General features: G+C 65.0%; 27 protein-coding genes. 6 read left to right on the forward strand and 21 right to left on the reverse strand.

Annotated elements, in window-relative coordinates:
• Positions 1-39: 39 nt before the first annotated feature.
• From EAE28_RS14730 to pcaD, 7 genes are all read right to left on the reverse strand, one after another.
• Positions 40-843, reverse strand: a complete 804-nt coding sequence (locus EAE28_RS14730) for an ABC transporter permease subunit (RefSeq protein ID WP_127107581.1) — start codon at positions 841-843, stop codon at positions 40-42.
• Positions 840-1724, reverse strand: coding sequence for an ABC transporter permease subunit (locus EAE28_RS14735; RefSeq protein WP_127107802.1), 885 nt, complete (start codon positions 1722-1724; stop codon positions 840-842). The genes EAE28_RS14730 and EAE28_RS14735 overlap by 4 nt, the downstream gene beginning before the upstream one ends.
• A gap of 170 nt (positions 1725-1894) precedes the next feature.
• On the reverse strand, positions 1895-3031 hold the full coding sequence (locus EAE28_RS14740) for an ABC transporter ATP-binding protein (RefSeq protein WP_127107583.1): 1137 nt from the start codon (positions 3029-3031) through the stop codon (positions 1895-1897).
• 61 nt (positions 3032-3092) lie between these two features.
• Entirely contained in the window at positions 3093-4184 is a 1092-nt protein-coding gene (locus EAE28_RS14745) for a polyamine ABC transporter substrate-binding protein (RefSeq protein WP_127107585.1), read from the reverse strand.
• Positions 4185-4348: 164 nt separating this feature from the next.
• Complete coding sequence (locus EAE28_RS14750; protein ID WP_127107587.1) at positions 4349-5659, reverse strand: NAD(P)H-dependent oxidoreductase; 1311 nt, start codon at positions 5657-5659, stop codon at positions 4349-4351.
• Positions 5656-6888 carry a TCR/Tet family MFS transporter gene (locus tag EAE28_RS14755; RefSeq protein WP_127107589.1) on the reverse strand — a complete coding sequence of 411 codons (1233 nt, stop codon included), beginning with the start codon at positions 6886-6888 and terminating at the stop codon, positions 5656-5658. Before EAE28_RS14755 ends, EAE28_RS14750 begins: the two co-directional genes overlap by 4 nt.
• On the reverse strand, positions 6872-7669 hold the full coding sequence (gene pcaD / locus EAE28_RS14760; protein ID WP_127107591.1) for a 3-oxoadipate enol-lactonase: 798 nt from the start codon (positions 7667-7669) through the stop codon (positions 6872-6874). Before pcaD ends, EAE28_RS14755 begins: the two co-directional genes overlap by 17 nt.
• Positions 7670-7775: 106 nt before the next feature.
• On the opposite strand from pcaD, the gene EAE28_RS14765 reads away from it, so the two are divergent.
• Both EAE28_RS14765 and EAE28_RS14770 read left to right on the forward strand, forming a co-directional pair.
• Positions 7776-8351, forward strand: a complete 576-nt coding sequence (locus EAE28_RS14765; RefSeq protein ID WP_127107593.1) for a nitroreductase family protein — start codon at positions 7776-7778, stop codon at positions 8349-8351.
• On the forward strand, positions 8348-9037 hold the full coding sequence (locus tag EAE28_RS14770) for an EI24 domain-containing protein (protein WP_127107595.1): 690 nt from the start codon (positions 8348-8350) through the stop codon (positions 9035-9037). Before EAE28_RS14765 ends, EAE28_RS14770 begins: the two co-directional genes overlap by 4 nt.
• 10 nt (positions 9038-9047) lie before the next feature.
• Here the strand turns inward: EAE28_RS14770 and EAE28_RS14775 are convergent, their stop codons facing one another.
• Together EAE28_RS14775 and mce are read right to left on the reverse strand one after the other, a co-directional pair.
• The gene (locus EAE28_RS14775) at positions 9048-9332 is read right to left on the reverse strand and encodes a DUF1467 family protein (protein WP_342773104.1); all 285 of its coding nucleotides are present in this window, start codon (positions 9330-9332) and stop codon (positions 9048-9050) included.
• On the reverse strand, positions 9332-9736 hold the full coding sequence (gene mce, locus EAE28_RS14780; RefSeq protein ID WP_127107597.1) for a methylmalonyl-CoA epimerase: 405 nt from the start codon (positions 9734-9736) through the stop codon (positions 9332-9334). The genes EAE28_RS14775 and mce overlap by 1 nt, the downstream gene beginning before the upstream one ends.
• Positions 9737-9871: 135 nt before the next feature.
• Here mce and EAE28_RS14785 point away from each other — a divergent pair, with 135 nt between their 5' ends.
• Complete coding sequence (locus tag EAE28_RS14785) at positions 9872-10573, forward strand: response regulator (protein WP_127107599.1); 702 nt, start codon at positions 9872-9874, stop codon at positions 10571-10573.
• Positions 10574-10868: 295 nt separating this feature from the next.
• Here the strand turns inward: EAE28_RS14785 and EAE28_RS14790 are convergent, their stop codons facing one another.
• From EAE28_RS14790 to EAE28_RS14800, 3 genes are read right to left on the reverse strand one after another with little or no spacing between them, the layout of a single operon-like run.
• Entirely contained in the window at positions 10869-13415 is a 2547-nt protein-coding gene (locus EAE28_RS14790; protein WP_127107601.1) for a GcvT family protein, read from the reverse strand.
• Entirely contained in the window at positions 13412-14176 is a 765-nt protein-coding gene (locus tag EAE28_RS14795) for a phosphate/phosphite/phosphonate ABC transporter substrate-binding protein (RefSeq protein ID WP_220443938.1), read from the reverse strand. Before EAE28_RS14795 ends, EAE28_RS14790 begins: the two co-directional genes overlap by 4 nt.
• Complete coding sequence (locus tag EAE28_RS14800; RefSeq protein ID WP_164736641.1) at positions 14173-15066, reverse strand: fatty acid desaturase; 894 nt, start codon at positions 15064-15066, stop codon at positions 14173-14175. Before EAE28_RS14800 ends, EAE28_RS14795 begins: the two co-directional genes overlap by 4 nt.
• A gap of 140 nt (positions 15067-15206) precedes the next feature.
• Here EAE28_RS14800 and EAE28_RS14805 point away from each other — a divergent pair, with 140 nt between their 5' ends.
• Both EAE28_RS14805 and EAE28_RS14810 read left to right on the forward strand, forming a co-directional pair.
• Positions 15207-16043: a helix-turn-helix domain-containing protein gene (locus EAE28_RS14805; RefSeq protein WP_127107605.1), complete on the forward strand. Its 837-nt coding sequence runs from the start codon at positions 15207-15209 to the stop codon at positions 16041-16043.
• 291 nt (positions 16044-16334) lie between these two features.
• The gene (locus tag EAE28_RS14810) at positions 16335-17894 is read left to right on the forward strand and encodes a trimethylamine methyltransferase family protein (RefSeq protein ID WP_127107607.1); all 1560 of its coding nucleotides are present in this window, start codon (positions 16335-16337) and stop codon (positions 17892-17894) included.
• 24 nt (positions 17895-17918) lie between these two features.
• Here the strand turns inward: EAE28_RS14810 and EAE28_RS14815 are convergent, their stop codons facing one another.
• From EAE28_RS14815 to EAE28_RS14850, 8 genes are all read right to left on the reverse strand, one after another.
• On the reverse strand, positions 17919-19052 hold the full coding sequence (locus EAE28_RS14815; protein ID WP_127107609.1) for a GSCFA domain-containing protein: 1134 nt from the start codon (positions 19050-19052) through the stop codon (positions 17919-17921).
• Positions 19053-19062: 10 nt separating this feature from the next.
• A complete protein-coding gene (locus EAE28_RS14820; RefSeq protein WP_127107611.1) occupies positions 19063-19803 on the reverse strand; it encodes a hypothetical protein in 741 nt (246 codons plus the stop codon).
• 48 nt (positions 19804-19851) lie between these two features.
• A complete protein-coding gene (locus EAE28_RS14825; protein ID WP_127107613.1) occupies positions 19852-20712 on the reverse strand; it encodes an alpha/beta hydrolase in 861 nt (286 codons plus the stop codon).
• Positions 20712-21722 carry an LLM class flavin-dependent oxidoreductase gene (locus EAE28_RS14830; protein WP_127107615.1) on the reverse strand — a complete coding sequence of 337 codons (1011 nt, stop codon included), beginning with the start codon at positions 21720-21722 and terminating at the stop codon, positions 20712-20714. Before EAE28_RS14830 ends, EAE28_RS14825 begins: the two co-directional genes overlap by 1 nt.
• Positions 21723-21811: 89 nt before the next feature.
• Entirely contained in the window at positions 21812-22147 is a 336-nt protein-coding gene (locus EAE28_RS14835; protein WP_127107617.1) for a carboxymuconolactone decarboxylase family protein, read from the reverse strand.
• Positions 22148-22237: 90 nt separating this feature from the next.
• Positions 22238-22894, reverse strand: a complete 657-nt coding sequence (locus EAE28_RS14840; protein ID WP_127107619.1) for a DUF938 domain-containing protein — start codon at positions 22892-22894, stop codon at positions 22238-22240.
• Between the two features lie 33 nt (positions 22895-22927).
• On the reverse strand, positions 22928-24571 hold the full coding sequence (locus EAE28_RS14845) for a pilus assembly protein TadG-related protein (RefSeq protein WP_127107621.1): 1644 nt from the start codon (positions 24569-24571) through the stop codon (positions 22928-22930).
• Positions 24572-24636: 65 nt separating this feature from the next.
• A complete protein-coding gene (locus tag EAE28_RS14850; RefSeq protein ID WP_127107623.1) occupies positions 24637-25077 on the reverse strand; it encodes a TadE/TadG family type IV pilus assembly protein in 441 nt (146 codons plus the stop codon).
• A gap of 392 nt (positions 25078-25469) precedes the next feature.
• Here EAE28_RS14850 and EAE28_RS14855 point away from each other — a divergent pair, with 392 nt between their 5' ends.
• A complete protein-coding gene (locus EAE28_RS14855; protein ID WP_127107625.1) occupies positions 25470-26108 on the forward strand; it encodes a lysoplasmalogenase family protein in 639 nt (212 codons plus the stop codon).
• Here EAE28_RS14855 and EAE28_RS14860 read toward each other — a convergent pair.
• Positions 26105-26875, reverse strand: a complete 771-nt coding sequence (locus EAE28_RS14860; protein WP_164736642.1) for an arsenate reductase/protein-tyrosine-phosphatase family protein — start codon at positions 26873-26875, stop codon at positions 26105-26107. The genes EAE28_RS14855 and EAE28_RS14860 overlap by 4 nt on opposite strands.
• Positions 26876-26922: the final 47 nt, after the last annotated feature.

Here is a 26922-nt window from a genome sequence, read left to right on the forward strand (position 1 = left end):
TCAGCCAAAGAGGGGGGCTGACAGCCCCCCTTCTTCCTTTTACCGCGCCGTCTTCGACTGGCGCATCAGCAACACCCCCGCGATGGTCACCGCCACCGCCACGATCACGATGATGATCGTTGCCAGCGCGTTCACGTCCGGGCTGACCCCCAGCCGCACCTTCGAGAAGATCACCATCGGCAGGGTCGAGGCCCCGGGGCCGGAAACAAAGCTCGCCACCACCAGATCGTCCAGCGACAGAGTGAAGGCCAGCAGCCAGCCCGAGATCAGCGCCGGGGTGATCACCGGCAGGGTGATGTCAAAGAACACCCGCACCGGCCCTGCCCCCAGATCGCGGGCCGCTTCCTCAAGGCTCTCATCCATATCACGCAGCCGCGACTGGGCGATCACCGCGACATAGGCCGCGCAGAACGTGGCATGGGCGATGACCACCGTGGTCAACCCGCGCCCGGCGGGCCAGCCCAGCAGCATTTCCATCGACACGAACAGCAAGAGCAGAGACAGGCCGGTGATCACCTCGGGCATCACCAGCGGCGCGGTGATCATCCCGGTCATCAACAGCTTGCCCCGAAACTTGCCGAACCGGGTCAGCACAAAGGCCGCCAGTGTACCGATCACCGTGGCCAGTGTCGCCGCGATGGTGGCCACCTTCAGGCTGATCCACGCCGCGGCCAGCATCTGCCCGTCGTTGAGCAACTCGCCGTACCAGCGGGTCGAGAAGCCGCCCCAGACCGTCACCAGCCGGCTCTCGTTGAACGAGAAGACGATCAGCGACACAATCGGCGCATAGAGAAAGCCAAAGCCCAGCGTTGCCACAATCGGCAGGAACCATCCGCGTTTCATGCGTTTTTCTCCTGCCGGTTCTGCACCGCTTGCAGCCACATGATCGGCACCACCACCAGGATCAGCATGACAATCGCCACCGCCGAGGCCACGGGCCAGTCGCGCGACGAGAAGAACTCGTCCCACAGCACCCGTCCGATCATCAGCGTATCAGGTCCACCCAGCAGCGTCGGGATAACGTATTCCCCGATCGCCGGAATAAACACCAGCATCGAGCCCGCGATGATCCCCGGCAGCGACAGCGGCAGGGTCACGGTCAGGAAGGTCACCGTCGGCGTGGCGCCCAGATCACTGGCCGCTTCCAGCAGCGCGTCGTCCAGCTTCACCAGCGTCGCATAGAGCGGCAGGATCATGAACGGCAGGTAGGTGTAGACGATGCCGATATAGACCGCGAAATCGGTCTGCATCATCACCAGCGGCTCGTCGATCACGCCCAGCCAGCTGAGGATGTTGTTGATCACCCCGTCGCGGCGCAGAAACCCGATCCACGCATAGACGCGCAGCAGGAACGAGGTCCAGAACGGCAGGATCACCATCAACAGCAGGATCGAGCGGCGCGGCTCGGGCGAGCGGGCGATGTAATAGGCGATGGGATAGCCCAGCAGCAGTGCCAGCACGGTCGAAATCGCGGCGATCTTGATCGACGACAGATAGGCGCTGACGTAGAGCGAATCGCTGAGCAGGAACAAATAGTTGTCAAAGCTGGCGATGATCTCCAGCGTGCCGTCGGGGGCGCGTTCCCACAGCGATGTATAGGGCGGGATGGCAATCGCCACCTCGGACAGCGAAATCCGGCCCAGCACGAAGAACGGCACAAGAAAGAAGGTGACGAACCAGACCAGCGGGATGGCGATGACCATCCAGCGGTCGGACCAGCCCATGAAGCGCGTGAAGGCCAGACAGGCCAGCGCCACGGCGACAAGACTGGTGAGCAGCACGGCGATATTGGCCGGCAGCGCCAGCCAGCCGATCAGCGCCACGGCGACAAGGCCCGCCAGCCCCATGAGCACCGGGCGCAGCAAGCTGGCTTGCGGGGGGGCGTCCAGAGCGCTCATTCGGTCAGCACCCGGATGTCGGCGGGCTCGAAGCTGACGGTGACCTGCTCGTCCCAGCTGATCGGGTTCTCGCGGCGGCCCTCATTGGCCTGCGTCACGCGCACCAGCCGGCCATTGGCCAGCCGCACGACGTAAGACGACATATGCCCGACATAGCCCATATCGCGCACCACGCCGGGGACCGAGTTGATCGCCTCGGGCGGGCGGGTGCGGGTCAGCCAGGCGCGTTCGGGGCGGATCGCAAGCCAGACGGTCTGGCCCTGCGTCAGACCCGGCACCGGCAGCACGTTCAGCGGTCCCAGATCTTCGGTCTCGACCCGCATGAAGTCGGGGGCGGCGGGGCCGACCTTGCCTTCGAACAGGTTCACCGAGCCAATGAAATCAGCGACAAACCGCGATTTCGGAGTCTCGTAAATATCACGCGGCTCGCCGATCTGGGTGATGATACCCTCGCTCATCACGCCGATGCGGGTGGCGAGTGTCATCGCCTCGTCCTGATCGTGGGTCACCACGATAAAGGTCACGCCCAGCGTTTCCTGAATGTTGATCAGCTCGAACTGGGTCTCTTCGCGCAGCTTCTTGTCCAGCGCGCCCAAGGGCTCGTCCAGCAACAACAGCTTTGGTTGCTTGATCAGCGCGCGGGCCAGCGCCACGCGCTGGCGCTGGCCGCCCGACAGTTGGTGCGGCTTGCGGCGGCCAAAGGCTTCCAGCTTGACCAGCTTGAGCATCTCGGCGACGCGGGCATAGGCCTCGGCCTTGGATTTCCCTTCGCGCAGAAGGCCATACGCGACGTTCTTCTCGACGCTCATATGCGGGAACAGCGCGTAGGACTGGAACATCATGTTGGTGGGCCGCTTGTCGGCAGGCACGCGCGCCATGTCCTGACCGTCGATCAGGATCTTGCCCGCCGTCGGCGTCTCAAACCCGGCGAGCATGCGCAGCAGGGTGGACTTTCCGCAGCCCGACCCGCCCAGCAGGCAGAACAGCTCGCCCTGATAGATGTCCAGACTGACATCGTTCACAGCGGTGAAATCGCCAAAGCGCTTGGTAATATTCTGGATGGAAATAAAGGGCTTGGCAGCTGGATTGGTCCAGGGCCGGGTATTCGCTGCAATCGCCGGATTGCTGGTCATCGCGTCGCCTCCACCGAAAGGGAAACCCCGCCCGCACCTGGGTGCGGACGGGGTGCAGGACTTATTGGCCGGTGCGCAGCCGCGTCCAAAGACGCGAGATCAGCCGGTCGGTGCGCGCGTTATGCGGTTGCAGGGTCCAGAAATTGGCCTGCGCAGCCGCCGAGGGATAGATCGACGGGTTGCCGAGCACTTCGGCGTCGATCATCGGCGTCGAGGCCGCGTTGGCGTTGGGGTATTGCACGTAGTTGGTGTTGGCGGCAGCGACTTCGGCGTCCATCATGTAGTTGATGAAGGCATGCGCGGCTTCGGGGTGCGGCGCATCGGCGGGGATCGCCATCATGTCGAACCACAGGTTCGCACCTTCATCGGGGATCGCATAGCCGATCTCGATGCCATTGCCCGCTTCTTCAGCGCGCGCGGCAGCTTGCAGAATGTCGCCCGACCAGCCCACGGCGACGCAGATCTCACCATTGGCAAGGTCCGAAATATACTGCGACGAGTGGAAATAGCGCAGGTTCGGGCGGACCGTTTCCAGCATCGCCACCGCCGCTTCCAGATCGTCCGGATCGGTGCTCAGCGGATCGAGGCCCAGATAGCGCAGCGCGGGCGGCAGGATCTCGGTGTGGTCATCAAGGAACGAAATGCCGCAATCGGCCAGTTTCGAGGCGATCTCAGGATCAAAGACCATGGACCAGCTGTTGACGACGTAATCATCGCCCAGACGCTCGCGCACGGCGGCAAGGTTATAACCGATGCCCGTGGTGCCCCACAGATAGACCACCGCATGTTCATTGCCCGGATCGAAGGCTGCGGACAGCTCCATCAGATGCGGGTCCATGTTGGCGAGATTCGGCAGCAGGTCGCGGTTCAGCGGCTGATAGACACCTGCCGCGATCTGGCGTTGCAGGTAGTTGCCGGTCGGCACCACCACATCAAAGCCCGACGAGCCCGCCAGCATCCGCGCTTCCAGCGTGTCATTCGAATCATAGACGTCATAGTTGACCTGAATGCCGGTCTCGGCTGTGAAACCTGCCAGCGTCTCTTCGGCGATGTAGTCGGACCAGTTGTAGACGTTCACAACCTCTTGCGCCTGGGCAATGCCAACGGTCGCAGTCAGGGCGACCACAGCGGTCGTCGTCAGAAGTTTGGTCATCCGTTTACTCTCTGTTGGGCCCCTTGCGGGGGAGCGGGGTGCGGACTCTGAAGGTCCCTGCCAAAACACTGCGAAAATGTGATCAAAAGCTCAAGTACGGATTTTCAAACAGGCACTTCTTTGCGGCCCGAACCGGCTGCCGAACACGCGCCACCCCGTGCAGCCTAGACAGCGCCCGATGCCGCGACAAGCATCTCGCGCCGCAGCCGCACGCCGGTCAGGGATTCGTCCAGTTCCACGTCGTCCATGCTCAAAATCTGGCCGATTGGAATATCCCGACGCAGACGCACCTTATGCGCCAGCCCGATGGGCAGCAGCGCCTTTCGGGCCGAGTGGCTGGCCGGGCAGGCCTTGCCCCAGACGGTATAGCCGCCCTCGCCATCCAGCATCTCACCGGCCTTGAGGTCTTTCTTGGCTACTGCCACCGCGTCCCCACGCCATGCGCGCGTGGCGCCGGTGGGTTCGCCGCGCAGGGCTGCCGACAAGACGCTGATCGACAGCTCCATGCCGATCAGGTGGAAGGGCTTGTACATTGCGGCGTATTGCCCGGTCTCGTCGGTCGGCAGCCCGTATTGCTTGAAACACGCTGCTGCATAGTCGTTCTGCGCCTTGAGGATCACATAGACGCCCCAGCGCAGATCGCGGAACACCGGTCGCCCGTCGCGCTCCAGCGACGAGACCACCTCGACCAGACCCTCGCCGTCCAGTTGCCCACCGACAGAACGGGGCCGCAGCACCTGCGCCAGATCATCAACGCCACAGGGCGGGAACTGCAGACCCGAGGCCGGGACATCCAGCCCGCAGGCATTGGCGATCGCCGACATCTCGATCGCGGATTTGGTGCCATCGAGGAAAGAGTTGAACATCTGCGGGTTCATCCCCGCCGCCGCGGCTTCCTCGGGCGTCAAGCCGTAATGCGGCCAGACGCCGTCCGGGGTGACGTGGTGATAGGCGGGCAGGTATTTCGTCCCCTTCCCCGCCGCCGCCACGCTGAACCCGGCAGCGCGGGCCCAGTCGACCATCTCGGCCACCAGCGCGGGCTGATCGCCGTAGGCCATGGAATAGACCAGCCCCGCTGCGCGCGCCTGCGCGGCCAGCACGGGACCGGCCAGCACGTCAGCCTCAACATTCACCATCACCACATGCTGCCCGGCATCGAGCGCGGCGCGGGCGTGGTTCAGACCGGCCTCGGGCACGCCGGTCGCCTCGATCACCACCTCGGCGCCGCTTTGCGCCACGGCCAGCCCGTCATCAACGAACACCGTCGCAGCGATCCGCTCTTGCGACCAACCCACGGCGCGGCAGGCGGCGCGGGCGCGGTCGGGGTTCAGATCGGCGATATGAGTAACCTGCAGCCCCGCGATATGCGGCACCTGCGCCAGAAACATCGAGCCGAACTTGCCCGCGCCGATCAGCGCCGTGCGGACAGGGCGGCCCGCGTCGGCGCGTGCAAGGGCGAGAGAGGACAGATTCATACCGGGCTCCGTTCTTGGGCGGGGCGCAGCAAGAGCAGCGCCAGCAGGCTGAGCAGTGCCGGTATGATGAACACCATGCCCGGCAGGTCAAGGATCGCCTGATCCCCGCTGAAGCGCGCAAAGACCTGTGTATAGACCAGCGGCGCGCCGATCATGCCAATGGCGTGTAACGAAGCCAGCGCGCCTTGCAACTCGCCCTGCTGGTTGGCCGCGACCCGGTCCGACATCTCGGCCCGCAGCGCGGGGGACACCAGCCCGGCCAGCGACGACAGCGGGATCAACATCATCGCCACGGTGCCATTGTCGATCACCGCCAGTGCGCTGAACGACACCAGAGCGGCCAGCGTACCGACAAGCATTGCGCCCCTGCGGCCCAGCAACCGGATGGCAACGCGGATCAGTACCCCCTGCACCAGCACCATGCCCAGCCCGTAAAGCGCCAGAGACCCGCCGACCTGACCCGGCGTCCAGCCAAACCGGGCGATGGCGAAATAGGTCCAGATGACGGGATAGACGATGAAGGCGAACTCGAACGCGGCGTAGATCGTCAGAAAACGCCCCAGCCCCGGCAGCTTGCCGATGGATTTGAACGCGCCGAACGGGTTGGCCCTGCGCCACGAAAACGGACGGCGGTTGATCGGCGTCAGGGATTCGCGCATCACCAAAGCACCGAAACCCAGATTGAGGGCAGCCACGGCGGCGGCGGCATAGAACGGCGCGCGGGTGCCGAGCTCGGCCAGTATCCCGCCAAGCGCCGGGCCCATGATGAACCCCGCGCCAAAAGCCGCGCCGATCAACCCGAAGCGCTGCGCCTTTTGCTCGGGCGTCGAGATGTCAGCGATATAGGCCGTCGCCGTGCCATAGGTGGCCGATGTCACGCCATTGATCAGCCGGGCCAGAAACACCAGCCAGATGGTCCCGGCCAGCGCCAGCACCAGATAATCCGCCGACAGCACGGCCAGCGACAGCAGGAGCACCGGCTTGCGCCCGAAACGGTCGCTCAGATTACCGATCATCGGACCGCACAGCACCTGCATCACCGCGAACCCGCCGGTAAGCACCCCGCCCCACAGCGCAGCATGGGCCAGATCCTCGCCCGTCACTTCGCGCAGCAGATCCGGCATCACCGGCATGATCAGGCCAAAGCCGATGGCATCCAGCGCCAGCGTGATCAGAATGAACAGAACAGGCAGGGTCTGGCCCGCGGGGCGCTCAGGCTGGGCGGACATGCCCGGTCTCGTGCAGGAACTGGGTGAGGGTTTCCGCATAGGCCTGCGGCTGGTCCACACAGGGCAGATGCCCCGCGCCCCGGATCAGCGCAAAGCGCGAGCCGGGCACCAGATCGGCGGTCTCGCGCACCAGATCGGGCGGGGTCGAGCCATCCTCAGAACCCGCAATGGCCAGAAGGGGCAAGCGCAGGCCCGAGGTCGGCGTGTAAAAATCCGTTCCCGCAATCGCCGCCGCACAGCCGCAATACCCGTCAACCGGCGTGCTGATCAGCCGCTCGCGGCAGGCCAGCGCCTGAGGCGTCTGGCGGAAACTGCGGGCGAACCAGCGTTCCAGCGTGGCGTCGGCGATGCTGTCCAGACCCTCGGCCCTGATCCCCTCGATCCGTTGCTGCCACATCCCGGCCGTGCCGATCTTGGCGGCGGTGTTCGACAGCACCGCCGCACGCACCAGATCCAGCCGCTTGACCGCCAGCCCTTGCGCGATCAGCCCGCCGATGGACAGCCCGACCACCAGCGCATCGCGCATGCCGACATGGTCCATCATCCGCTCGGCATCACGCACCAGCGCGCCCATGGAATAGGGCGCGGGCGGCACGCTCGACTCGCCATGGCCGCGCAGCGAATAGCGCAGGATCAGCAGGCCCGGCGGCAACAGGGGCACCAGTGCATCCCACAGGTGCAGGTCGGTTCCCAGCGCGTGGATCAGCACCACAGGCGCGCCTTTGGGGTCGCCATCCAGTCGGTAGTTCAGGCGCACATCGCCCAGATCGGCCATCACCATGCGGCACCCTCCCTGTTACCCGACACCATCCCCAGTTTCGCCCGGCTCGGCAAGCGGCCTTGAACTTGCGGGCGTTAGTTGCGATCTGAGAGCCCGGAGGTGCTTTATGAGCCAAACGAACCCCGTGATGGAATTTCTGCTGACGCGCCGGTCGCGCCCGGCAGCCGCGCTCAAGGCCCCCGCGCCTGAGGGCGCTGAGCTTGATCTGCTGCTGACCGCCGCCTCGCGCGTGCCCGATCACGGGGCGCTGGTGCCGTGGCGGTTCCTGATCCTTGAGGACGCGGCCCGCCTTCGCCTTGCCGGACTGATCCGCGAGCGTGGTCCGGTGCTGGGCATCGACCCCGCCAAGATCGAGAAATCCGCCAAAAGCTGGGAGAATGCGCCGCTGATCGTGGGCGTCGTCTCCTCGCCGGTGCCGTCGGAGAAAGCGCCTGAGCTGGAGCAACTGCTGACCGCCGGGGCGGTGTGCACCTCGCTGGTCAACGCGGCGCTGTCGTCGGGCTGGGGGGCGGCGTGGATTACCGGTTGGGCGGCGTTTGACCGGGTGTTCATGGAAGCCGGCCTTGGGCTGAAAGCGCATGAAAAGATTGCCGGGTTTGTGCATCTGGGCAGCTGCGAGACCCCGCCATCCGAGCGGGCGCGCCCGGATCTGTCGGCCCTCATCACCCGGGTTGCGCGATGATCTTTACCGCCTTTTACCGGGCACTGACGCAAATGGCCGACCCGCGGTTTCGGCGGGTGATCTGGTTCGGGCTGGCTCTGGCGGTGGCGTTGCTGTTTGCGATGTACGCCGCGGTGCTGATGGTGGTGCAGGTCTTCACCCCCGACGCGATCACCTTGCCATGGGTCGGTGAGGTCAGCGGGCTTTCAACCCTGCTCTCGATCGGTTCGATCGCGGTGATGCTGGTGCTGTCGGTGTTCCTGATGGTGCCGGTCGCCTCGGCGTTTACCGGGCTTTTCCTTGACGACGTCGCCGACGCGGTCGAGGACCGCTATTACCCCAACCTGCCCGACACGCCGCGCACCCCCTTCTGGCCCGCCCTGCTCGACAGCCTGCGGTACTTCTGGCTGCTGGTCGTGCTGAACCTGCTGGGGCTGGTCGTGGTGATCTTCAGCGCCGGACTGGGGATGGTCGTGCTCTGGGCGATCAACGGTTATCTGTTGTCGCGCGAATATTTCGTGATGGTCGCCCTGCGCCGCATGCCGCCCAAAGACGCGCATGCCATGCGGCGGGCAAATTTCATCCGTCTGTGGATCGCGGGGGTGCTGATGGCGATCCCGCTCAGCATCCCGCTGGTCAATTTGCTGGTGCCGGTCGTCGGCGCAGCTGTCTTTACGCATCTCTTTCACCGCATCGCGCTGCGGTGAAAGCGACGCCTCAGGGGGCGCCGTAAACCATCCGGTGAGTCAGGTCATCCAGCGCCTGCACGGTGACGAAACCCGAGATGATCACATAAGCCAGAACCGCCCAGATACAGACGGCGGCGATGGTCGTGGTGATCATCTTGCGCTTGAGGTTCAGGTTCGCCGGGGCGGATTCAGGCGTACCGTTGACCACCTGCCCGACGTCGCCCTGAGTTTTCAGGCGCAGCGGCAGCACGACCAGCAAGGTCAGAAACCACACAAAGGCAAAGAGCACGAAGCCGGAAACAGGGTTCATCATCAGACTTGCTCCAGTTCGACCAGACAGCCGTTGAAATCCTTGGGATGCAAAAAGAGCACCGGCTTGCCATGCGCCCCGATGCGCGGCTCGCCCGAGCCCAGAACCCGCGCACCCTTGGCCAGCAGCTGATCGCGGGCGGCGAGGATATCGTCGACCTCGTAGCAGATATGGTGAATGCCACCCGCCGGGTTCTTGTCCAGAAAGCCCTGAATCGGGCTGGCGTCGCCGAGCGGATACAAAAGCTCGATCTTGGTGTTGGGCAGCGTGATGAAGACCACCGTGACGCCGTGATCGGGCTCATCCTGCGGCGCGCCGACGTCTGCGCCCAACGTGTCGCGGTATTGGGCGGCGGCGGCCTGCAAGTCAGGCACGGCGATGGCGACGTGATTCAGGCGTCCGATCATGACGATCCTCCTTGGAGTGTTGGGGGCATTCCATAGACCAGAGCGCGCAGAAAGCAAGCGACGCGAGGCCGCAGGGGATTAACCGCGCCTTAGTCTTCCTGCGCCACAGTCAGAAGGTGAATGAGGGAGACGCCGATGCCCAACCCTGTCGAGCCTGACTTTGCCACCCGACCGTCTGCCGCGATTGTCCCGGGATGCGCCCTGCCGCCGCGCACCTTGCTGCTGGTCGAGGACAGCCGCTTCGCCGCGGAAGCCGTCCGTCTGATCTGCCGACGCGCGGGGATCAGGCTCAGGCGGGCAGAGTCGCTCACCGCCGCGCGGTTGCATTTGCGCGTGTACCGCCCCGATATCGTGCTGGTCGATCTGGGATTGCCTGACGGGTCGGGACTGGATCTGATCGCCGGACTGGCGACCGCCGGACCGCGCCCGCAACGACTGATCGCGGTCAGTGGCGACGCGACACTGGAAGGCGCGGCGCGCGCGGCGGGGGCGGATGCGTTCCTGCTCAAGCCGGTCACGCTGACACAGCATCTGTCGCTGATGACCGGCGATGCCGATTTGCGCCCGGCATCAGCTGAGGATTGCGAGGCACGCAGCCGCAACGCCGGGGCAGACCCCCTGGCGCTGCGGGATGATCTGCGTCTGGTCCATGATCTGCTGAGCGGGACGGGCGCACCGGAGCGGTTGCATTATGCCGGCCAGTTTCTGGCCTCAGTGGGTCATGCGCTGCACGACAGCCCACTCGCCACTGCCGCAGAAGCCGCGACCCGTGCCGGGGATCGCCGCTCGCTGATGGCACTCGCGCAGGCAAAATCGGCGCAGGTGCCGATGATCTGAGCAGGCACCGGCGGGGTTTCGCCCTCGGTTAAGGCGGCTGACGCCGCCTCGCCCTCACGCGACCCGGTGCGCCGCTAGCGCGGCGCGCAAGAAGGGGGGCTTTCCGCCCCCCTCTTCGGCTAACGCCGAATTCACCCCCCGAGGATATTTTCAGAGCAAAGACAGCGCGGTTAACGACTTCTTAACGCGCCTTCTTTGCTCGCTAAATATCCCGGGGGCGGGCCGGAACGGCCCGGTGGGGGCAGCGCCCCCAAGCGGCGCGAGCCCCCTCGATGGGGGCTCGCGCCGCTGCTCCCTACAGGCGCATCCGCGATCCGCTCGGGTCAAAGGGTGGCTCCAGCGCAATCACCGCCGGGCGGCGTTCGCCCATGATCTCGACCTCGAACATGCCCGCACTGCCGTCCTCAGCCAGTGCCGCCGGGACATAGCCCTGCGCCATGGATTTCTCGACGTAATGCGCGTAGCCGCCCGAGGTGACCCAGCCGACCACGCGCCAGTCGCCATCGCGCGACGGGTTGGGGCTGGGCATCGCGGTCCCCGAGGCGTCAAAGCGCGGCGCGCCGTAGCCATGGGGGGCGCTGATCGTGCCATAATCGGTGTCCCCGACACGCGCCCAGATCGGCTCGTCGCCCAGCACATCCGCCGTGCCCGCGTCGACGATCAGCGAGATGCGGCGCAGTTTGGGGCCGTCGTCGCGCTCTTTCACCGCCGCCTCGCGCCCGATGAAATCGGGTTTCTGCAGCTTCACGAAACGGTCCATCGCCCCCTCGAACGGGCCATAAATCGGGCGCAGCTCGGCGAACCAGGTCGGGAAGTTCTTTTCCAGCCGCATCGACAAGAGCGCGCGCATGCCGAAATCGACGATGCCGAACTCGGCCCCTGCCGCCTTGATCGCCAGATACACCCGCCGCTGAGCCGCCGGTTTCATCCAGATCTCATACCCAAGATCGCCGGAATAGGTGATCCGGTTGACCATGCAGGGCGCGCCTGCGACGTCCATCTCGCGGAAGTCCATGAAGCGGAAGCCCTCGGCCGAGACATCCTCATCGACCAGCTGCGTGAGCACTTCGCGTGCCTTGGGTCCGCAGACCGACAGACCGACCAGATCCATGTGGAAGCGTTTCACCGCGACCGAGCCGTCAGCGGGTAGATGCTGCTCGAACCAGCGCATGTGATACTTCGATGCCCCCAGCGAGCCCCAGATCACGAAGCGCCCCTCGGCGGCCTTGGCGATGGTGAAATCGCCGATCAGCTTGCCGTTGTCGTTCAGCATTGGTGTCAGCACCAGACGCCCCACCTTGGGCATGGTGTTGGTCATCAGGTGATCCAGCCAGGCCTCGGCCCCTGCCCCGGTCACCTCGTATTTGGCGAAGTTGGCGATCTCGGTGACACCGACGCTCTCGCGCGTCGCTTTCACCTCACGCGCGATATGCGCAAAGTCGTTCGAGCGGTGGAAGCTGGGCACATCATGCGCCTCATCCGCCGAGGGGGCGAACCACAGCGGCGTTTCCAGCCCCCAGCTGTCGCCCATCACCGCGTTCTGCGCGACCATCAGGTCATAAAGCGGCGTGGTCTCGGCCGGGCGGGCGGCGGGCAGTTCCTCGTTCGGAAAGCGGATCGAGAAGCGACGCGAGTAGTTTTCGCGCACTTTGGCGTTGGTATAGCGCAGCGTCGCCCATTCACCGTAGCGCGACACATCCATGCCGAACACGTCGTGGCCCGGATCGCCCTGCGTCATCCAGTTGGCCAGCACCAGACCGACACCGCCGCCCTGTGAAAAGCCCGCCATCACCGCGCAGGCTGACCAGTAGTTCGTCAGCCCCTGCACCGGCCCGACCAGCGGGTTGCCATCCGGAGCGAAGGTAAACGGCCCGTTGATGATCTGCTTGATCCCGGCCTGCTCGACCGCCGGGAAATGGCGGAAGCCAACCTCAAGCGAGGGGGCGATGCGGTCCAGATCCGGCGCCAGCAGCTCGTGCCCGAAATCCCACGGCGTATTGACCGGCGACCACGGTTTGCAGGCTTTCTCATAGGTGCCCAGCAGGATGCCCTGCCGTTCCTGTCGCGTGTAAATCTCGCCCTTGAAGTCGATGACGCCGACCAGCTCGCGGCCCGTCGACTGGTTGAACTCGATCACCTCGGGCATGGCGTCGGTGAGCAGGTACATATGCTCCATCGCCAGCACCGGCAGTTCCAGCCCGACCATGCGCCCGACTTCGCGCGCCCACAGGCCCCCGGCATTCACCACATGCTCGCAACGGATGGTGCCGTTGACGGTGTGCAGCGTCCACATGCCGTCGGGGTCTTGCGTGATGTCCTTGACCGGGTTGCGCAATTCGATCTCGGCGCCCAGCACCTTGGCCGCCTTGGCGTAAGCGTGCGTGGTGCCCGAGGGGTCGAGGTGGCCCTCGACCGGATCCCACAAAGCGCCGACGAACTGCGTCTCGTCCATCAGCGGGAACATCGCCTTGGCCTCGGACGGGGTGATCAGCTCGGTCTCCATCCCCAGCGCGCGGCCGCGCGCGTGGGTCATGCGCAGGAAGTTCATCCGTTCCGGACTGTCGGCCATCATCACGCCGCCGGTCAGGTGCAGCCCGCAGGACTGGCCGCTGATGCGCTCAAGCTCTTCGTACAGTGACACCGTGTAGGCCTGCAGCCGCGCCACATTGGGATCGCCGTTCAGCGTGTGAAACCCGCCCGCCGCGTGCCAGCTGGAGCCCGAGGTCAGTTCCGAGCGCTCGATCAGCAGTACGTCCTTCCAGCCGGCCTTGGCCAGATGGAACAGCACCGAGCAGCCGACGACGCCGCCCCCGATCACTACGGCCCGATAGGTTCGCGTCATGCGTCTCTCCCTGCGGCTACCGGGTGGCAGCCCATGCTGATAAGGTGTTGGGTCAGAATGTCCGCCGTCTGCGGATCGGTCGCGCGGCTGGTTACATAGGGCAGACCCGGGCGCTCGGCTGTCCAGCCGACGACGCGTAGACCGATCGCGTTGATCTCGACCCGGCGCGCCAGATCCCATGAACGGCAATCGACGGCGGCAATATCGGCGCGCCCCTTTGCGACGGCGATGACCGAGCCGCGATGACCGCCGGTGTCGAGGACATCCTCAGCCAGCTCCAGCGGGTCCGCGCCCAGATCCGCCTTGAGCGCCAAATAGCCCGAGAGCGACTCGCGCCCGTTGAGGCCAAAGCGCTGCCCATCGAGCAGGCCATCGGGCAGATCAGCGCCGGGATGGTCGGGCACGGGCACATCGGCGCTCAGGCCGAGATCAAGCGCCGTCTCTGCCCGCGCGATCACGGCTGAGCGATAGAACGGCCCCCTGCCCCCCAGAAAGGCCGAATAATCCGGCTGCGCCAGCGGCAGCAGATGCGCGATCAGCCCCAGCCCCAGCGGCCCCCAGCAGGTCTGGCTGAACACCAGCGCCGGGTCGCGCCAATAAGCGTCAATATCGCCCCAGTCGGGCGCGGTGATCTCGTCGGGCAACGCAAGGCCGCGCGCACGCGCGCCGTCGCGGATCTGCGCCCACAGGCCAAGGGTCTCATCGCGAACCTCGGGCCAGTCGTACATCGGCAGGCTGGCGTGCAGGGCCTTCTCGCTCATACCTGCCCCGGGTCGCGGCGCAGCGTGGGATGGGCGACGGGCTCTTTCGCCGTCAGACCCCAGCGACGCCAGAGCGCCAGATAATTGGGAAACACATAGCCTCCGTTGAGCTGCTGCCATTCCTCGCGCCGCTCGGCGTAGAGCCGGGGCAAGGCATACCACGGGGCCGAGGGCAGTTTATGGTGCACGATATGCAGGTTGTTGTGCAAGTAGAGCCAGGCCAGCGGCGAGCGCTCGACGATGATCGTGCGGCCCTCGGGGGTTTCATGCCAGCGGTGCTCAGCAAAGCTGCGCAGGGCGATCAGGCCCAGACCCGGCCAGCAGACAGCGACAACATAAAGCCAGAGCGGTATGCCCATCGCCCAGACCAGCGCGAGGATCAGCGCAGCGGCAGGCAGATGGATCGCCCAGGCCAGCCGCACGCCATGAGCGTCGGCGCGGATCTGGCGCAGTTCATCGGCGTAGAAACCGATGGCCACCAGCCACGGCCCCAGCGTGACACGGCCCAGCAGGGTGTTGTTCAGGCCCAGCAGGTATTTCAGCCAGCCCGGCAAGGCATCGTATTGCCAGTGAGCCCGGTAATAGGTCTCGGGGTCGTCGAACGGATCGGTCAGCCGTGTGTCGTGATGATGCGCCAGATGCGAAGCCTTGTAGCGCCGGTACGGATAGGCCAGCGAGACCGGCAGCGTGACCAGCGCCTCGTTGACCAGACGTTTGCGGGTGGGATGGCCGTGCAGGCATTCGTGGACCAGCGAGGAATGCAGCGCCGCACAGAGCGCCATCAGGGCCAGCGCGAGGATGGGCACCAAGGGCCAAAGCCAGAACCCGGCAAACAGCCAGCCGCCATAACACAGGGCGATTAACCCTAAAGTGGGCCATTCCAGACGCATCACGACTCTCATTGTGGACATGGACAGGAGTGTCCACCTTCGCCGCCCATGGAACAAGGCGCGTTTGCGCGTCACCTCCGACCCCGATTGACGTTTGCAGTCACGTTTGTTTACTAAAGACAACAGATCAGGACCGTATCATGGGTAAACGAGAGACCGCCGCGCTGTTCCGCACCCGCCTGTCCCAGTTGCAAACGCAGTCGGGGATGACGCAATCGGGCTTCGCCGAAGAGATCGGCATCGACCGCTCGGCGCTGTCGCAGCTGACCTCGGGCCAGAACCCCCGCCTGCCCCGCGCCGAAACGCTGTTGGCGCTGGCGGCGCGGTTTCAGGTCTCGGCGGACTGGCTGCTGGGGCTGACCGATGATCGCGGGATCGCGACGCAGGTGCTCAACACGGTGGAAACCGAACAGGCGCTGGACGAGGAAAACCGCACCGCCATGGAACGCTGGCACACCGATGCGACCGGCCAAAAGGTGCGCTACGTGCCGGCCTGGCTGCCCGACCTGATGCGCACGCCGGCGGTGATCGCGTTCCAGGCGGCCAGTTCCGAGCAGGAGCGCCGCCGTCTGCAACGCCAGACCGACCGACGGCTGATGGTGTCCCGGATGCCGGAAAGCGACATCGAGATGTGCATGCCGCTGCAATCCCTGGAGGTTTTCGCACAAGGGCGCGGCAACTGGACCGGCATCAGCGCCGACGCCCGGGCCGAGCAACTGACCCACATTGCCAGCACGCTGGACGAACTCTACCCCGCGTTCCGCATGTATCTCTTCGACGGCCGCAAACGCTTTGCACCGCCGATGACCATCTTCGGCTACCAGCGCGCTGCGGTCTATGCCGGCGAGACGTACCTGCTGGTGCGCTCGAAACCGCTGGTGCGCGATCTGGCACAGGGATTTGACGCGCATATCCGCCATGCCGAGGTGCATGCGCATGAAGCCGCCAATTGGGTCCGGGCGCTGCGCGTGACATGAGCGCCGCAAGGGGGGCTTTCTGCCCCCCTCTTTGGCTAAAGCCAAATTCACCCCCCGAGGATATTTGAGGCATAAAGTTGCAGGGTTAATGAAACGTTAAGCCCCAACTTTATGCCTTAAATATCCACAAGGGGGTCAGGGGGACGCGTGCGTCCCCCGGGGCTTGCCGCCCCGCGCGGCGTCAACAGTCTTTTTGCCCTGCGATTTTGCGCAACGCCCATGCTCACAAGACTGCGCTTGCCCGGTGCCGCGGCGCGGCACTAGGCTGCGCCAGAGGCAGCGGAGATGGCCATGACGGATCAGAGCGCAGGACGAAAGAAGCGCAGCGGCGGGCGTGAGGGCAATGCCCGGCGCAGCCACGGGTTTCAGCTGGACCAGATGCCCTGGCGCATCCCCAAGAACCCAGACCGTCCGACTGAACCCGTTGACGAGGCCGGGGTTCTGGCAATCCACAAGGGCGCTATGCGCATCCTGTCGGAAATCGGCATCGAGTTCCTGAACGACGAGGCGCTGGCGCTGTTTCGCGAAGCGGGCTGCAAGGTGACCGGCCAGAACGTCCGCATGGATGAAGACTTTGTCATGGAAATGGTGCGCCGTGCGCCTGCCAGCTTCACCATCACCCCGCGCAACCCCGACCGTCAGGTCATCCTCGGCGACGGGCACATGGTCTTTGTCAACGTCTCCAGCCCGCCCAATTCATGGGATCTGGTGCGCGGCAAGCGTTCAGGTGATTTCGAGACATTTCGCGATTTCATGAAACTTACGCAGGCCTTCAATTGCATCCATATTGCAGGCGGTTACCCTGTCGAGCCGATCGACATTCACCCGTCCATTCGCCATCTCGATTGCCTGTATGAAAAGCTCACGCTGACCGACAAGGTCTGTCACGCCTATTCTCTGGGCCGTGAGCGGGTCGAGGATGTGATGGAGATGGTGCGCATCGCGGGCGGCCTGACCCATGAGGAATTCGACGCCACCCCTCGGATGTATTCCAACATCAACTCGGTCAGCCCTCTGAAGCACGATTTTCCGATGATCGATGGCGCGCTGCGTCTGGCACGGCGCCGTCAGCCGGTGGTGGTCACGCCCTTCACGCTGGCCGGGGCCATGGCACCGGTGACGATGTCGGGCGCTGTCACCCTGTCGATTGCCGAAGGGCTGGCGGCGGTCGCGCTGCTGCAATACGTCTCGCCCGGCTGTCCGGTCGCGATCGGCACCTTCACCTCGAACGTCGATATGCGCAGCGGCGCGCCCGCCTTTGGCACGCCTGAATACATGCGCGCGACGCAGATCACCGGCCAGTTGGCGCGGTTCTACGGCCTGCCGCTGCGCTCGTCCGGGGTCTGTACCGCGAACGTGCCCGACGGACAGGCCATGTGGGAGACCTCGAACTCCCTGTGGGCCGCCGTGCAATCGGGCAGCAACATGGTGTATCACGCCGCCGGGTGGCTGGAGGGCGGCTTGATCGCCAGCCCTGAGAAATTCGTGATGGATTGCGAAGTGTTGCAGATGATCCAGCGCTATTTCGAGCCGGCGACCTTTGCCACCGACCCCGATTCCATCGCCTTTGACGCGGTGAAGGAAGTCGGCCCCGGCGGCCATTACTTTGGCTGTGCGCACACGCAGGCGCGCTACACCGATGCGTTCTACAACCCCATCGCCAGCGACTGGCGCAACTTCGAGGCCTGGGAACAGGACGGTGCGGTCGAGGCACCCGAGCGCGCCCACAAGATCGCGCGCGGCGTCATCGACAGTTTCGAGGCCCCGCCGATGGACGAGGCGATCCGCGAAGAACTTGCCGCCTTTGTCGCCCGCCGCAAGGAAGAGGGCGGCGCGCCGACGGATTTCTGAGGTCGCGTCGGTCCGCCTGCGGTTTCAACCGCCGGACGGACGGCCAAAGGCGTTGAGCAATTCCTCATCGCATTTGATGTCTTCGTCGCTCAGCTGAGGCGCGGCACCATCCGGCGGTGCCCGCCGTGGGGCCGGTCGTGGCGCGTCAGCGGGCGACTGCGCCGCGGCAGGATCGGCGGCGGGCAGCGGCAGGGCGAGCGCGGGTTTCTCGCCCGGCACATGCTCGGCCAGAAAATGGCGCATGACATAGTCCACGCCTTCGGCGGTGACTTCACGCATGCCGGGCTTATAGAAACTGCCCCGCGCGGCGGGTCCGGTGACCATGTCATACGAGGGAAAGTAGTCAATGTTCTCATGCGCATCGAACAATTCCCCGGCCACGGCACGCAGGACGGATTTTGTATAGACCGTCGCCACTGACACCTGCCGCGGCGTTGCCGTTGCCATCATCGACACCGGTGACACCGTCAGCAGGATTTCCAGCCTGGGATTAATCGCGCGCACCTTGGCGAGGAATTCTTCCATATCGGCGCGAACATCACCCGAGCCGAGATTATGCAGCCGGTGCAGGCTGTCGTCATAGGTGCCCCCTGCGGTGCCCGGACAGAGCGGGTAACAGGCACCGTCACGCTTTGACAGCCACGCTTCGGTCAGGCCCATGGTAAAGACCAGCACATCGGCGGTGGTGAACACTTCGGACACGGCCTCGAGATGCTCTTTGCGCAGTGCCCGCATCTCGTCGACCGAGCCGAAGGGCTCGGGTTCGATGGTCGGGCGGAAGGGATCGACGATGCCGCCGTCCTTTTCCCACCAATCCTCGACCGGTGAAAACCGCCCCTCGGCGCGGTCGATCAGCTGGACCAGCTGGCGCGAGGTATAGATGTTGCCATAGCGCGCCGAATACATCGAATAGCCCCAGTCGAGGTGCTCTTCGGCGGGCAAACCGGCCGGCGGCGGCTCTTTGTCGACATAGGCGAAACCGGCATCGCGCAGCTGGCGGCCGATGTGTTGGGCAAAGCAGCTGCCTGCCGTCGCGATGACCTTGCCATCGAGCGCGAAGCGCTTGGTGTACCAGCCGCCGATCTCTTCCGGTGCGCGGTCGCCAATGGCGCGCCGCCAGAAGGCGCTGTCGGGCTGGCTGTTGTAGGGATGATCCATGCTGGTCTCCTCAGCCCGCGACCGGGGTTTTTGCGCCCTGCCCCATCAGGCTTTGCGCCATCGGGACACACTGGTGCAGCATGCGAATGCCAAACGCGGCATTGGCGTGATGGGTATCGGCGGGGTCTTCGTGACCGTAAGCGTCGATTAGATACCCCGCGTCGTCAGTCGCATCCTTTGGCATCCAGACAACCGGTATCCCTGCCTCGGTCAGCGCTTCCAGCTGGACCTCGCGGATCTCTGCCAGCAACGCCAGCGTGGTGGGCGCACCCAGCAGCGCAGCCATCCGGTAAGAACGGCGCAGGGTTGGCGGCTCGATGGCAAAGACCGGCAGGCCACGCTCTTTGAGGAAAGTGCCAAGACCCAGCGTATAGCGCATGTCGGCGCGGATCATATGACGCCAGAGCTTGGGCGACAGGCGTCGCCCCGGGCCGTCATAGCCATAGGGGAGCACGTCGTGTTCCAGCAGCCCTCGGATCAGCCGCCCCCACCAGAGCGGCATTTGCAAGCCGACGACATCGGTTTGCCCCACCACCGGCGGAATTCTGGCAAGGCGCTGGCGAAATCTGGGGTCGAGCACCCGCGCGCGGCCGTCGACGATATCCCAGAACGGCGCGTTCATCGCCGCCCCCATCCCCAGCGGCGCGATGCGCCACGAGACACCCTTGGGCAGCCCGCCGTCGCGCTTGAGCTGAACGCGACCACGTTCAAGCGCGCCGGTATGGGAGTCGCCGATGATCAGGATGTTCATACACACCGCCTTTGTGACGCCCAACTATCCCAAGGCGGGCTCGCGGGGTCAAGGCGATGGCGCGCCGAATGCTGCACCTGCGAAATCGGTGATCAGCGGCCCAAGCCGGTCGTCATCCGCGCCCAGAAACAGCGCGGGCGAGACGTGATTGTGCCCGGCCAGCCAGTGCAGCCGGGGCAAGCGCCCGTGGCGGGCCATCATCGCCTCGACCAGAGAGGCGGCCTGTTGCTGGAACTGCGGCGGATCGAGCTCGGAAATTGTGAACATCAGCGGCAGGTCACAGTCCACCAGCGCGCTCAGCGTCGATTGCGGGCCGGGGTTGTCGCCCTGATAGGCGCTTTCGTACCCCATGCGATCCTCACGGGTGAAATCATAGCGTCCCGACATCAGCACCGCGCCCTTGAGCTGCGGTGAGACCGCCCCCGCGCGCCCGGCCAGATAATCCGCGACATGCACCGCCCCCGCCGATTGCCCGACCAGCAGGATCTGCGGTGCGTTCAGCACGCCCCCTGCCCCCGCCGCCAGCCAGTCCACCGCCTTGGCGACGTCCTCGGCCCCTGAGGGCCAGCGCGCCTCGGGCACCAGCCGGTAGGTCATCGCCGCCCCGGCCCAGCCCTGCGTCAGCGCGAAGGCCCCGGTGTTGGCGTAAAACGGCGATCCGGGTTTGCCCTTGTCACCGGCAACAAAGCCGCCGCCATGGACATAGACCATCACCCGGTCCGGCGAGCCCCCGGGCGGCAGGAACAGGTTGAGCCCCTGACGCGGGTTGTCGCCATATGCCAGATCCCACAGCGCGCGGGCGGTGTCGGGCAGACGCAGACGGTGCTCGGTCAGGGCAGCATAGGTGCCCTCGATCATCGCGGGGTTCAGAACGGGCCCGAGTGGGCGAAGGGCGTCGAGAGGGGACATCAGCGAAACTCCGGCATGACGTGTTGGGCGAAAAGCTCGACCGAGCGGATGGTTTCATCGGCGCTCAGATCGCCGAACGCGAACCATGAGAGCAGGTAATTCACCCCGCAACGCGCGGCCTGATTTCGGGTGAAGGCCAGCACCGTCTCGGGCGATCCGGCGCAGGCGTTGCCGATGGCTTCCAGATCGGCCCAGCTCTCGGGATAGAAATCGGCCAGCGGCGTACCAAGCCCGCGATCCACCCAGAGCTTACGAAAACTGGCCAGCCAGCGCGCATAGGCCCGCTCGGCCAGCGCACGGGCTTCGGCGTCGGTCTCGGCGACAACGATGTGGCGGCTGACACCGATCAGCGGCAGATCGGCCAGATCCTTGCCCTGCGCCACCCATGTTTCGCGGTAGATGTCGGTCAGCGCGCGGACCTCATCGCCCAAGGCGAGCGTGACGGTATTTGCCCCGGCCTGCGCGGCCCAGACAAAGCTCTCGGGCGTGCGGCTGGCGTACCAGAGCTCTGGCATCGGTTGCTGGACCGGACGCACGACCATCGGCACCTTGTCGAACTGATAGAACGCGCCGTGATGATCAAGCGTGTCGTTCTGAAGCGCCTTCATCAAAACCTCGGTCGCCTCGAAATAGCGCGGCTGCATGTCGGGGCCGGGCACGCCAAAGAACCCCGCCTCGATCGGCGAGGCCCCGCGCCCGATGCCCAGCATCAGCCGCCCCTGCGACAGCGCGTCGAGCAGGCAGACCTCCTCGGCCAGACGCAGCGGGTGGTAGAGCGGCAGGATGTAGATCAGCGGCCCCAGCCGGATGCGCTGCGTGTGCTGCGCCACCGCTGCCAGCCAGACCGAAGGCGCGCCCGCCACACCCAGCGGCGTCGCGTGGTGTTCGGCGACGTGGTAGCCGCGAAAGCCCAGACGGTCGTAGGCCGCAACGACCCGCAGCCGGTCGGCCAGCTGCTGCGCCAAAGGCTGCCCCGAGGCATCCATATGATCGAAAACGCCAAATTCCACAGGCTCCTCCCCAGGCCACCTTGCAGGGCGAAGGTGGCGGAAATCCGGGGAGGGTGCAACATATATCAGGGAGCCATACTTATGGTCCCTCAGGCGGCCAGCTGATCCCAGACCTCAAGCGCGCGCCCGGCGTTCATCACTACCGGACCACCGCCCATCTGCAGGCACATGCCCAGCACCTCGCAGAACTCCTCACGCGTCGCGCCCAGCTTCATCAACACCTCGACATGGAAATTCACGCAATCATCGCAGCCCTGCGTTACGGCGATGCCGACGGCGATGTATTCCTTTTCCTTGGTCGACAGCGCGCCCGGCTCCTTGACCGCCGCGCTCAGCTGGCCGAAGCCCTTCATCGGCGCGTTGACCGCCTTGATCAGCGCGCGTGAGCGGTCCTTGATGGCGGCGAGTTCGGCTTTGGCATCCATGATATTCTCCTTGGTGAATATTTGGATCGTGATGCCATGGCTGCCGCCCTTGCACCTTGATGCAGGTCAATCGCCCTGACCTCGCCAGACCTACGGGCGCCGCGTCACCAGAAGCAGATTGCCCGCTGGCATCTCGACCAGCCGGTCGCTCACCAGCCCTGCAGCGTGCAGCCGCCCCTCGACCCAGCCGATGTCCTTGTACCCGATGGCGGGGTCTTGCCCCTTGAGCCGCGCCTCAAAGGCGACGTCCCCCTCGGTGACCAGCGCGCCGTCGCGGCGAAACGGGCCATAAAGACAAAACACCCCGCCCGGCGCCAGCGCCTGCGCAGCCTCGGCCAGCAGCAGCTCGGCCTCGGGCGTCGAGATCAGGTGCAGCAAATTGGCCAGCAGCACCGCGTCCTGCCCCGCATGCGCCCTGCCCCAGCCCTTCGCACAGGCGTTCAGCACCACGGGCGGCAGGATGTTCGCCACCCCCTCGGCCCAGTCGGCAATCGAAGCTAGGTTGTCACCGTTGCCATCCGTCGGCTGCCAAGTCAGCGCAGGCCACAGCCGCGCAAAGGCCGCAACATGCTGGCCCGAGCCGCTGGCCAGTTCCAGCACGCGCCCCGCCTGCGGCAAGACATCCGACAACGCCTCGGCAATCGGTTCGACATTGCGCGCCGCCGAGGGCGAGAAGCGGCGACCGTTCTGCTCATGGCTCCACGAGGACGGCAGCGCGGCGGGGCGCAGATCAGGCTTGTGGGTCATCGGTGGCACCTCACGAGGGACAGGCAGGCACGTCTAGCGCACCAGACGCGGCAGGTCACTGCCGCAGACCACCTCTAGCAGCTCCAGATCCGCCCGCGCCAGTTGCAGCCCGATGAGATCAGCCAGCAACGCGTTGGTCAGGGTTCCGTCGGCCCCCAAGCCGTTGGCGATATTGACCGATGTGACCAGAACCGAGGACGCGATTGAGCTCAATAATGCCCCGACAGCGTCGACCACATTGCCCAAACACCCCAGAAGCGACGTGCATTGCTGCACCGAGTGTGCGTTCTGGATGGTCTCGGCGGTCTGGTCGAGCATGCTGGACAAACGATTGGTCAGCAGATCGACTGCCGCCTCTTCCGCCGCGATACCCGTCGGCCCAAACCGCACCACCGGATCGTCAAGATACTGCTGGCGGGTGAAGGAAACCCGCCGCGTTTCGCGCGTGCTTTCTGTCTCGGCATGCATACCCAGCGCCTGACTGCCCACCGGCAGCCCGGTTACCTGCGTCATCAGGTCCAGATCGATCAGACTGGCATCGACCGGATCGAAAACGGCAATCTCGGCACCTCCGTCCATCGCGCAGGTGTCACCCTCATCGCTGAGCGTGGCGCGAGCATTGGCCAGACGCAGGTTCAGGCGCAGGGTGAAGATCCCCAGAATAGACAAGCGATCCAGTTCGACGCGAATCTGCGAGGTCTGAGCATAGGCCTCGGGCGATCCGGGGAGAACGTTCATCACGATGCGGCGCGGCTCGCTGACGCGCACGGCCGCCTGAACATTGGCAAAAGGGCCCAGTGTGAGCGTGGTGTCGACACTGACAACGTTCATCGCCAGCAGTTCGGCCGAGGCCAGCACCAGATCGCCGGCCTGCACCTGTGCGGCGTGAACCGGCGTATCGACACGCACGTCCCGCAGGTCGGCGGGCACGACCAGCACGTCGCCCAAACGGATCGCGCGGCCCTGCGCCGGGGGGACCGGAATGCCGGTCAGCGCGGTCAGGATCGAGGCGACGGGGAGGTCTGCATCCAGAACCTCGCCATACGTCACCGGATCGCCCGAGGGGGTCAGCAGGTTGGCCGACACCGCCAGATCGCTCAGCATCGGAAACAGATCCACCCGTGTATCCAAGCCGCGCCCGCTGCACAGCGCATCCACCGCAACACCGATCAACGGACGCAGGATCGGGTCCAAAAGGCGCAAGGTGGCCAGACAGTTGGACAGCGAGAAACTGACACGGGGCGGCTCGACAGCGGCAACGGCGCTGCGCTCGACGATCAGCGCGTCTTCCGACATGAAAAGATTGAGCAGATAAAGCCGCGCAGGCGCGCGGATCTGCACCTGCACCGCCGTGACGCCAACGGTCGAGGTCTGGTCGGCGGCGGGCACAAAGCGGCCCCGTTGCGGACTGCTGCCAAAGACAATATCAGCGTCGGTTATCTGATATGTGGGATAGACCGCATTCGCCGCCACGGTACGCCGGGCGGCGGAACGCGCGTCCTCGGCACTGGTCAAATGATGCGCTGCGGACAGAGCCGCCAAATCAGCGCCGGACTGAACATAGCGCCGCTCGGCGTTAATCTGGGCAAGATCAATTGCAGCGCCGGCTGCGACCAGCAAAACCGGCAGGATCACAATAAAAAGAACGGCAACCGCGCCAGAGGTCTCGGCGCGCATCTGCAGTATTGTCTGAAAGAGGCCCCGCCTTAAACCGGCTACCACTGCGGATCTGATCCTTTGTCTCACCACTGAATAAACGACGACCGCTGGAACGAATCGAACTGCAATCCGATCGCCGATCCCAAGATCTCACCCAGCGTGCCGCGCGTATCGTAGAGCACCGTAACGCGCAAAAGGCCCGACGCCTGATCGCGGGCACAATCGACGGCGGAAACGCGCTCGGGGTTCAGCGTTGGCAGGTTTTCCGCCAAGGCTGTCGCCCTTGTGGTGCGCAGATCGTCGCACCAGTTTCCGTCATCGACGACCGACAAAGACGCGCGTGCCAGTTCATGAGCCAGTTGCTGGACATCGCTGGAAACTGCGAAATAGAGACTTGCCGACCCGATCAGTCCCAACATGCCAACGAGAAACGGCAACAAGACGACAAACTCGACAGTCGACGCCCCGTTTTCGTCACGGGCCCAGGCTTTAAAGCCAATGCCTTGTGATATCTGACGTTTCATGGTCCACCTTCTGATCGACACCGTCTGTTAAGAAGTACTCCACAAGGGGCACCGCTCAAGGGGCATTGTATTTCAAGCATAAAATTTGAAGATACCCCGCGAGAGGCGGGTTATTGGCATTTTAACAGTCAGGTAGATCCTCAGGGTTCGTTAACGATTTGAATTTGATAAGAATGCTTGCTTTTTCGCAGCATGCAGCCGAGGATTTTTCCAAGGCGACCCTCAATTTCGCGAAAAGACAATGCGACCATAGTCTAGAGTCTGACCCTGGATAAAGTTGCGCGACGTCGACGTCCGCAAACTGGACAGAGCCTGCCAAGCCGCTTCGCCGGACCGGTACTCGCCCTTCGGCGCGGCACCGGGCACTGTGGCGCGATCAACCGGAGAGCCTGATGCAAACCCTGTTCCTGCTTGCCGCCGTCCTCAGCGCGGGCGTTTTCTGGCTGCGATACGCGGGCGATGATGCATCCTCGGCGGGGGGCACAACCGTCAAAACCCTGTCCACCGCTTTGCTCGCACTGATCGCGCTGCAGAGCGGGGCACCCGGCTGGGTCGTGGCCGGGTTGGCCTTGGGATCCTTGGGCGATTTCGCGCTGGCGCGGCCCGGGACAGCGGCGTTTCTGGCCGGAATGCTGGCCTTTGCGCTGGGGCATCTGGCCTATGCCGGCGGGTTTGCGTCACAGGTGACGGTACTGCCGGGAGCAGTGTGGCCCATACTGGCGGCCATGCTGGGACTGGTGGCGGTGACCGCGCTGTGGATTGCCCCAAAGGCTGGCGCTTTGGCGTGGCCTGTGCGGCTTTACGCGGTGATCATCGGCGCGATGGTCATCGCGGCGGCGGCACTGCCCAACATCGCCGGACGCGGGGCGATCCTGACCGGCGTGGCGCTGTTCGCCGCGTCGGATTTCATTCTGGCGATCCGCCTGTTCATCCTGAACGACCCTAGGCTTCGGCTTATCGGCGCAAAGGTGCTCTGGCCGCTCTATTGGCTGGGTCAGGCGCTGATCCTGTGGGGCGCGATGGCTGCTTAGCCGATCACTGGCTCGGCCGCCTCATCGAGCACCCGCTGCACCCGCGCCGCAGGCGTGACCGCCAGATCCATCGCCACAAGCGGGGACAGCCGGGCGGAAAGATCCAGCTGCAATGCGTCCAGCGACAGCGCCGGTGCCAACCGCCATGCGGCGCGGTGCGGGCCGCCGGGCCAGTCCGGCGCAAGGGCCGCTGCCCGGTCGCCCAATGTCACCACGATATCCATCTGCGGCGCACCCTCGCCCTGCCATGTGCCCAAGGGTTTGGACCACAGTAGGCCCGTGTCATGATCGCCTTGCGCCAAAAACGTCATCACCTCGGGGGCCGGTTCGTCGACAGACTCGATCCCGGCTGAGAAGACCTCGAACGCCTCACCCGCGTGCCGCCGCAGCAAGGCTTCAGCGATCAGGCTGGGACCGGTGTTGCCCACGCCGATGAACAGCAGGTTGCGCACGCGGGCACCGGGCGAGCCTGTCTCGGGCCATCCACGCCCGCCGCAGACATCCCCCATCCACGCGGCGTTGAGCAGACTGACCCCCTCGACCGAGGCTGCATAGAGCAACGAGGTCGCGCGGCGTTCCTGCGTGATCAGCCCCGCCTCCATCAGCTGCGCCAGATAACCCGACAGCGTGCTGGGCCGCAGTGCCAGCACCGCGCCGATCTCTCCGGCCGGAATGCGGCGCGGATAGTGGCGCATCAGCAGGCGCATCACCTGCAAACGGTGGGGATGGGCAAGGGCGGCGAAGCCAAGGACAGGGTCATGTTCCATCCTGTCCCAAATACTGCGCCGCAGCATGCGCCACAAGCGACGCGTGT

It is taken from the genome of Pararhodobacter zhoushanensis (genome assembly GCF_003990445.1).
Taxonomy (GTDB): domain Bacteria; phylum Pseudomonadota; class Alphaproteobacteria; order Rhodobacterales; family Rhodobacteraceae; genus Pararhodobacter; species Pararhodobacter zhoushanensis.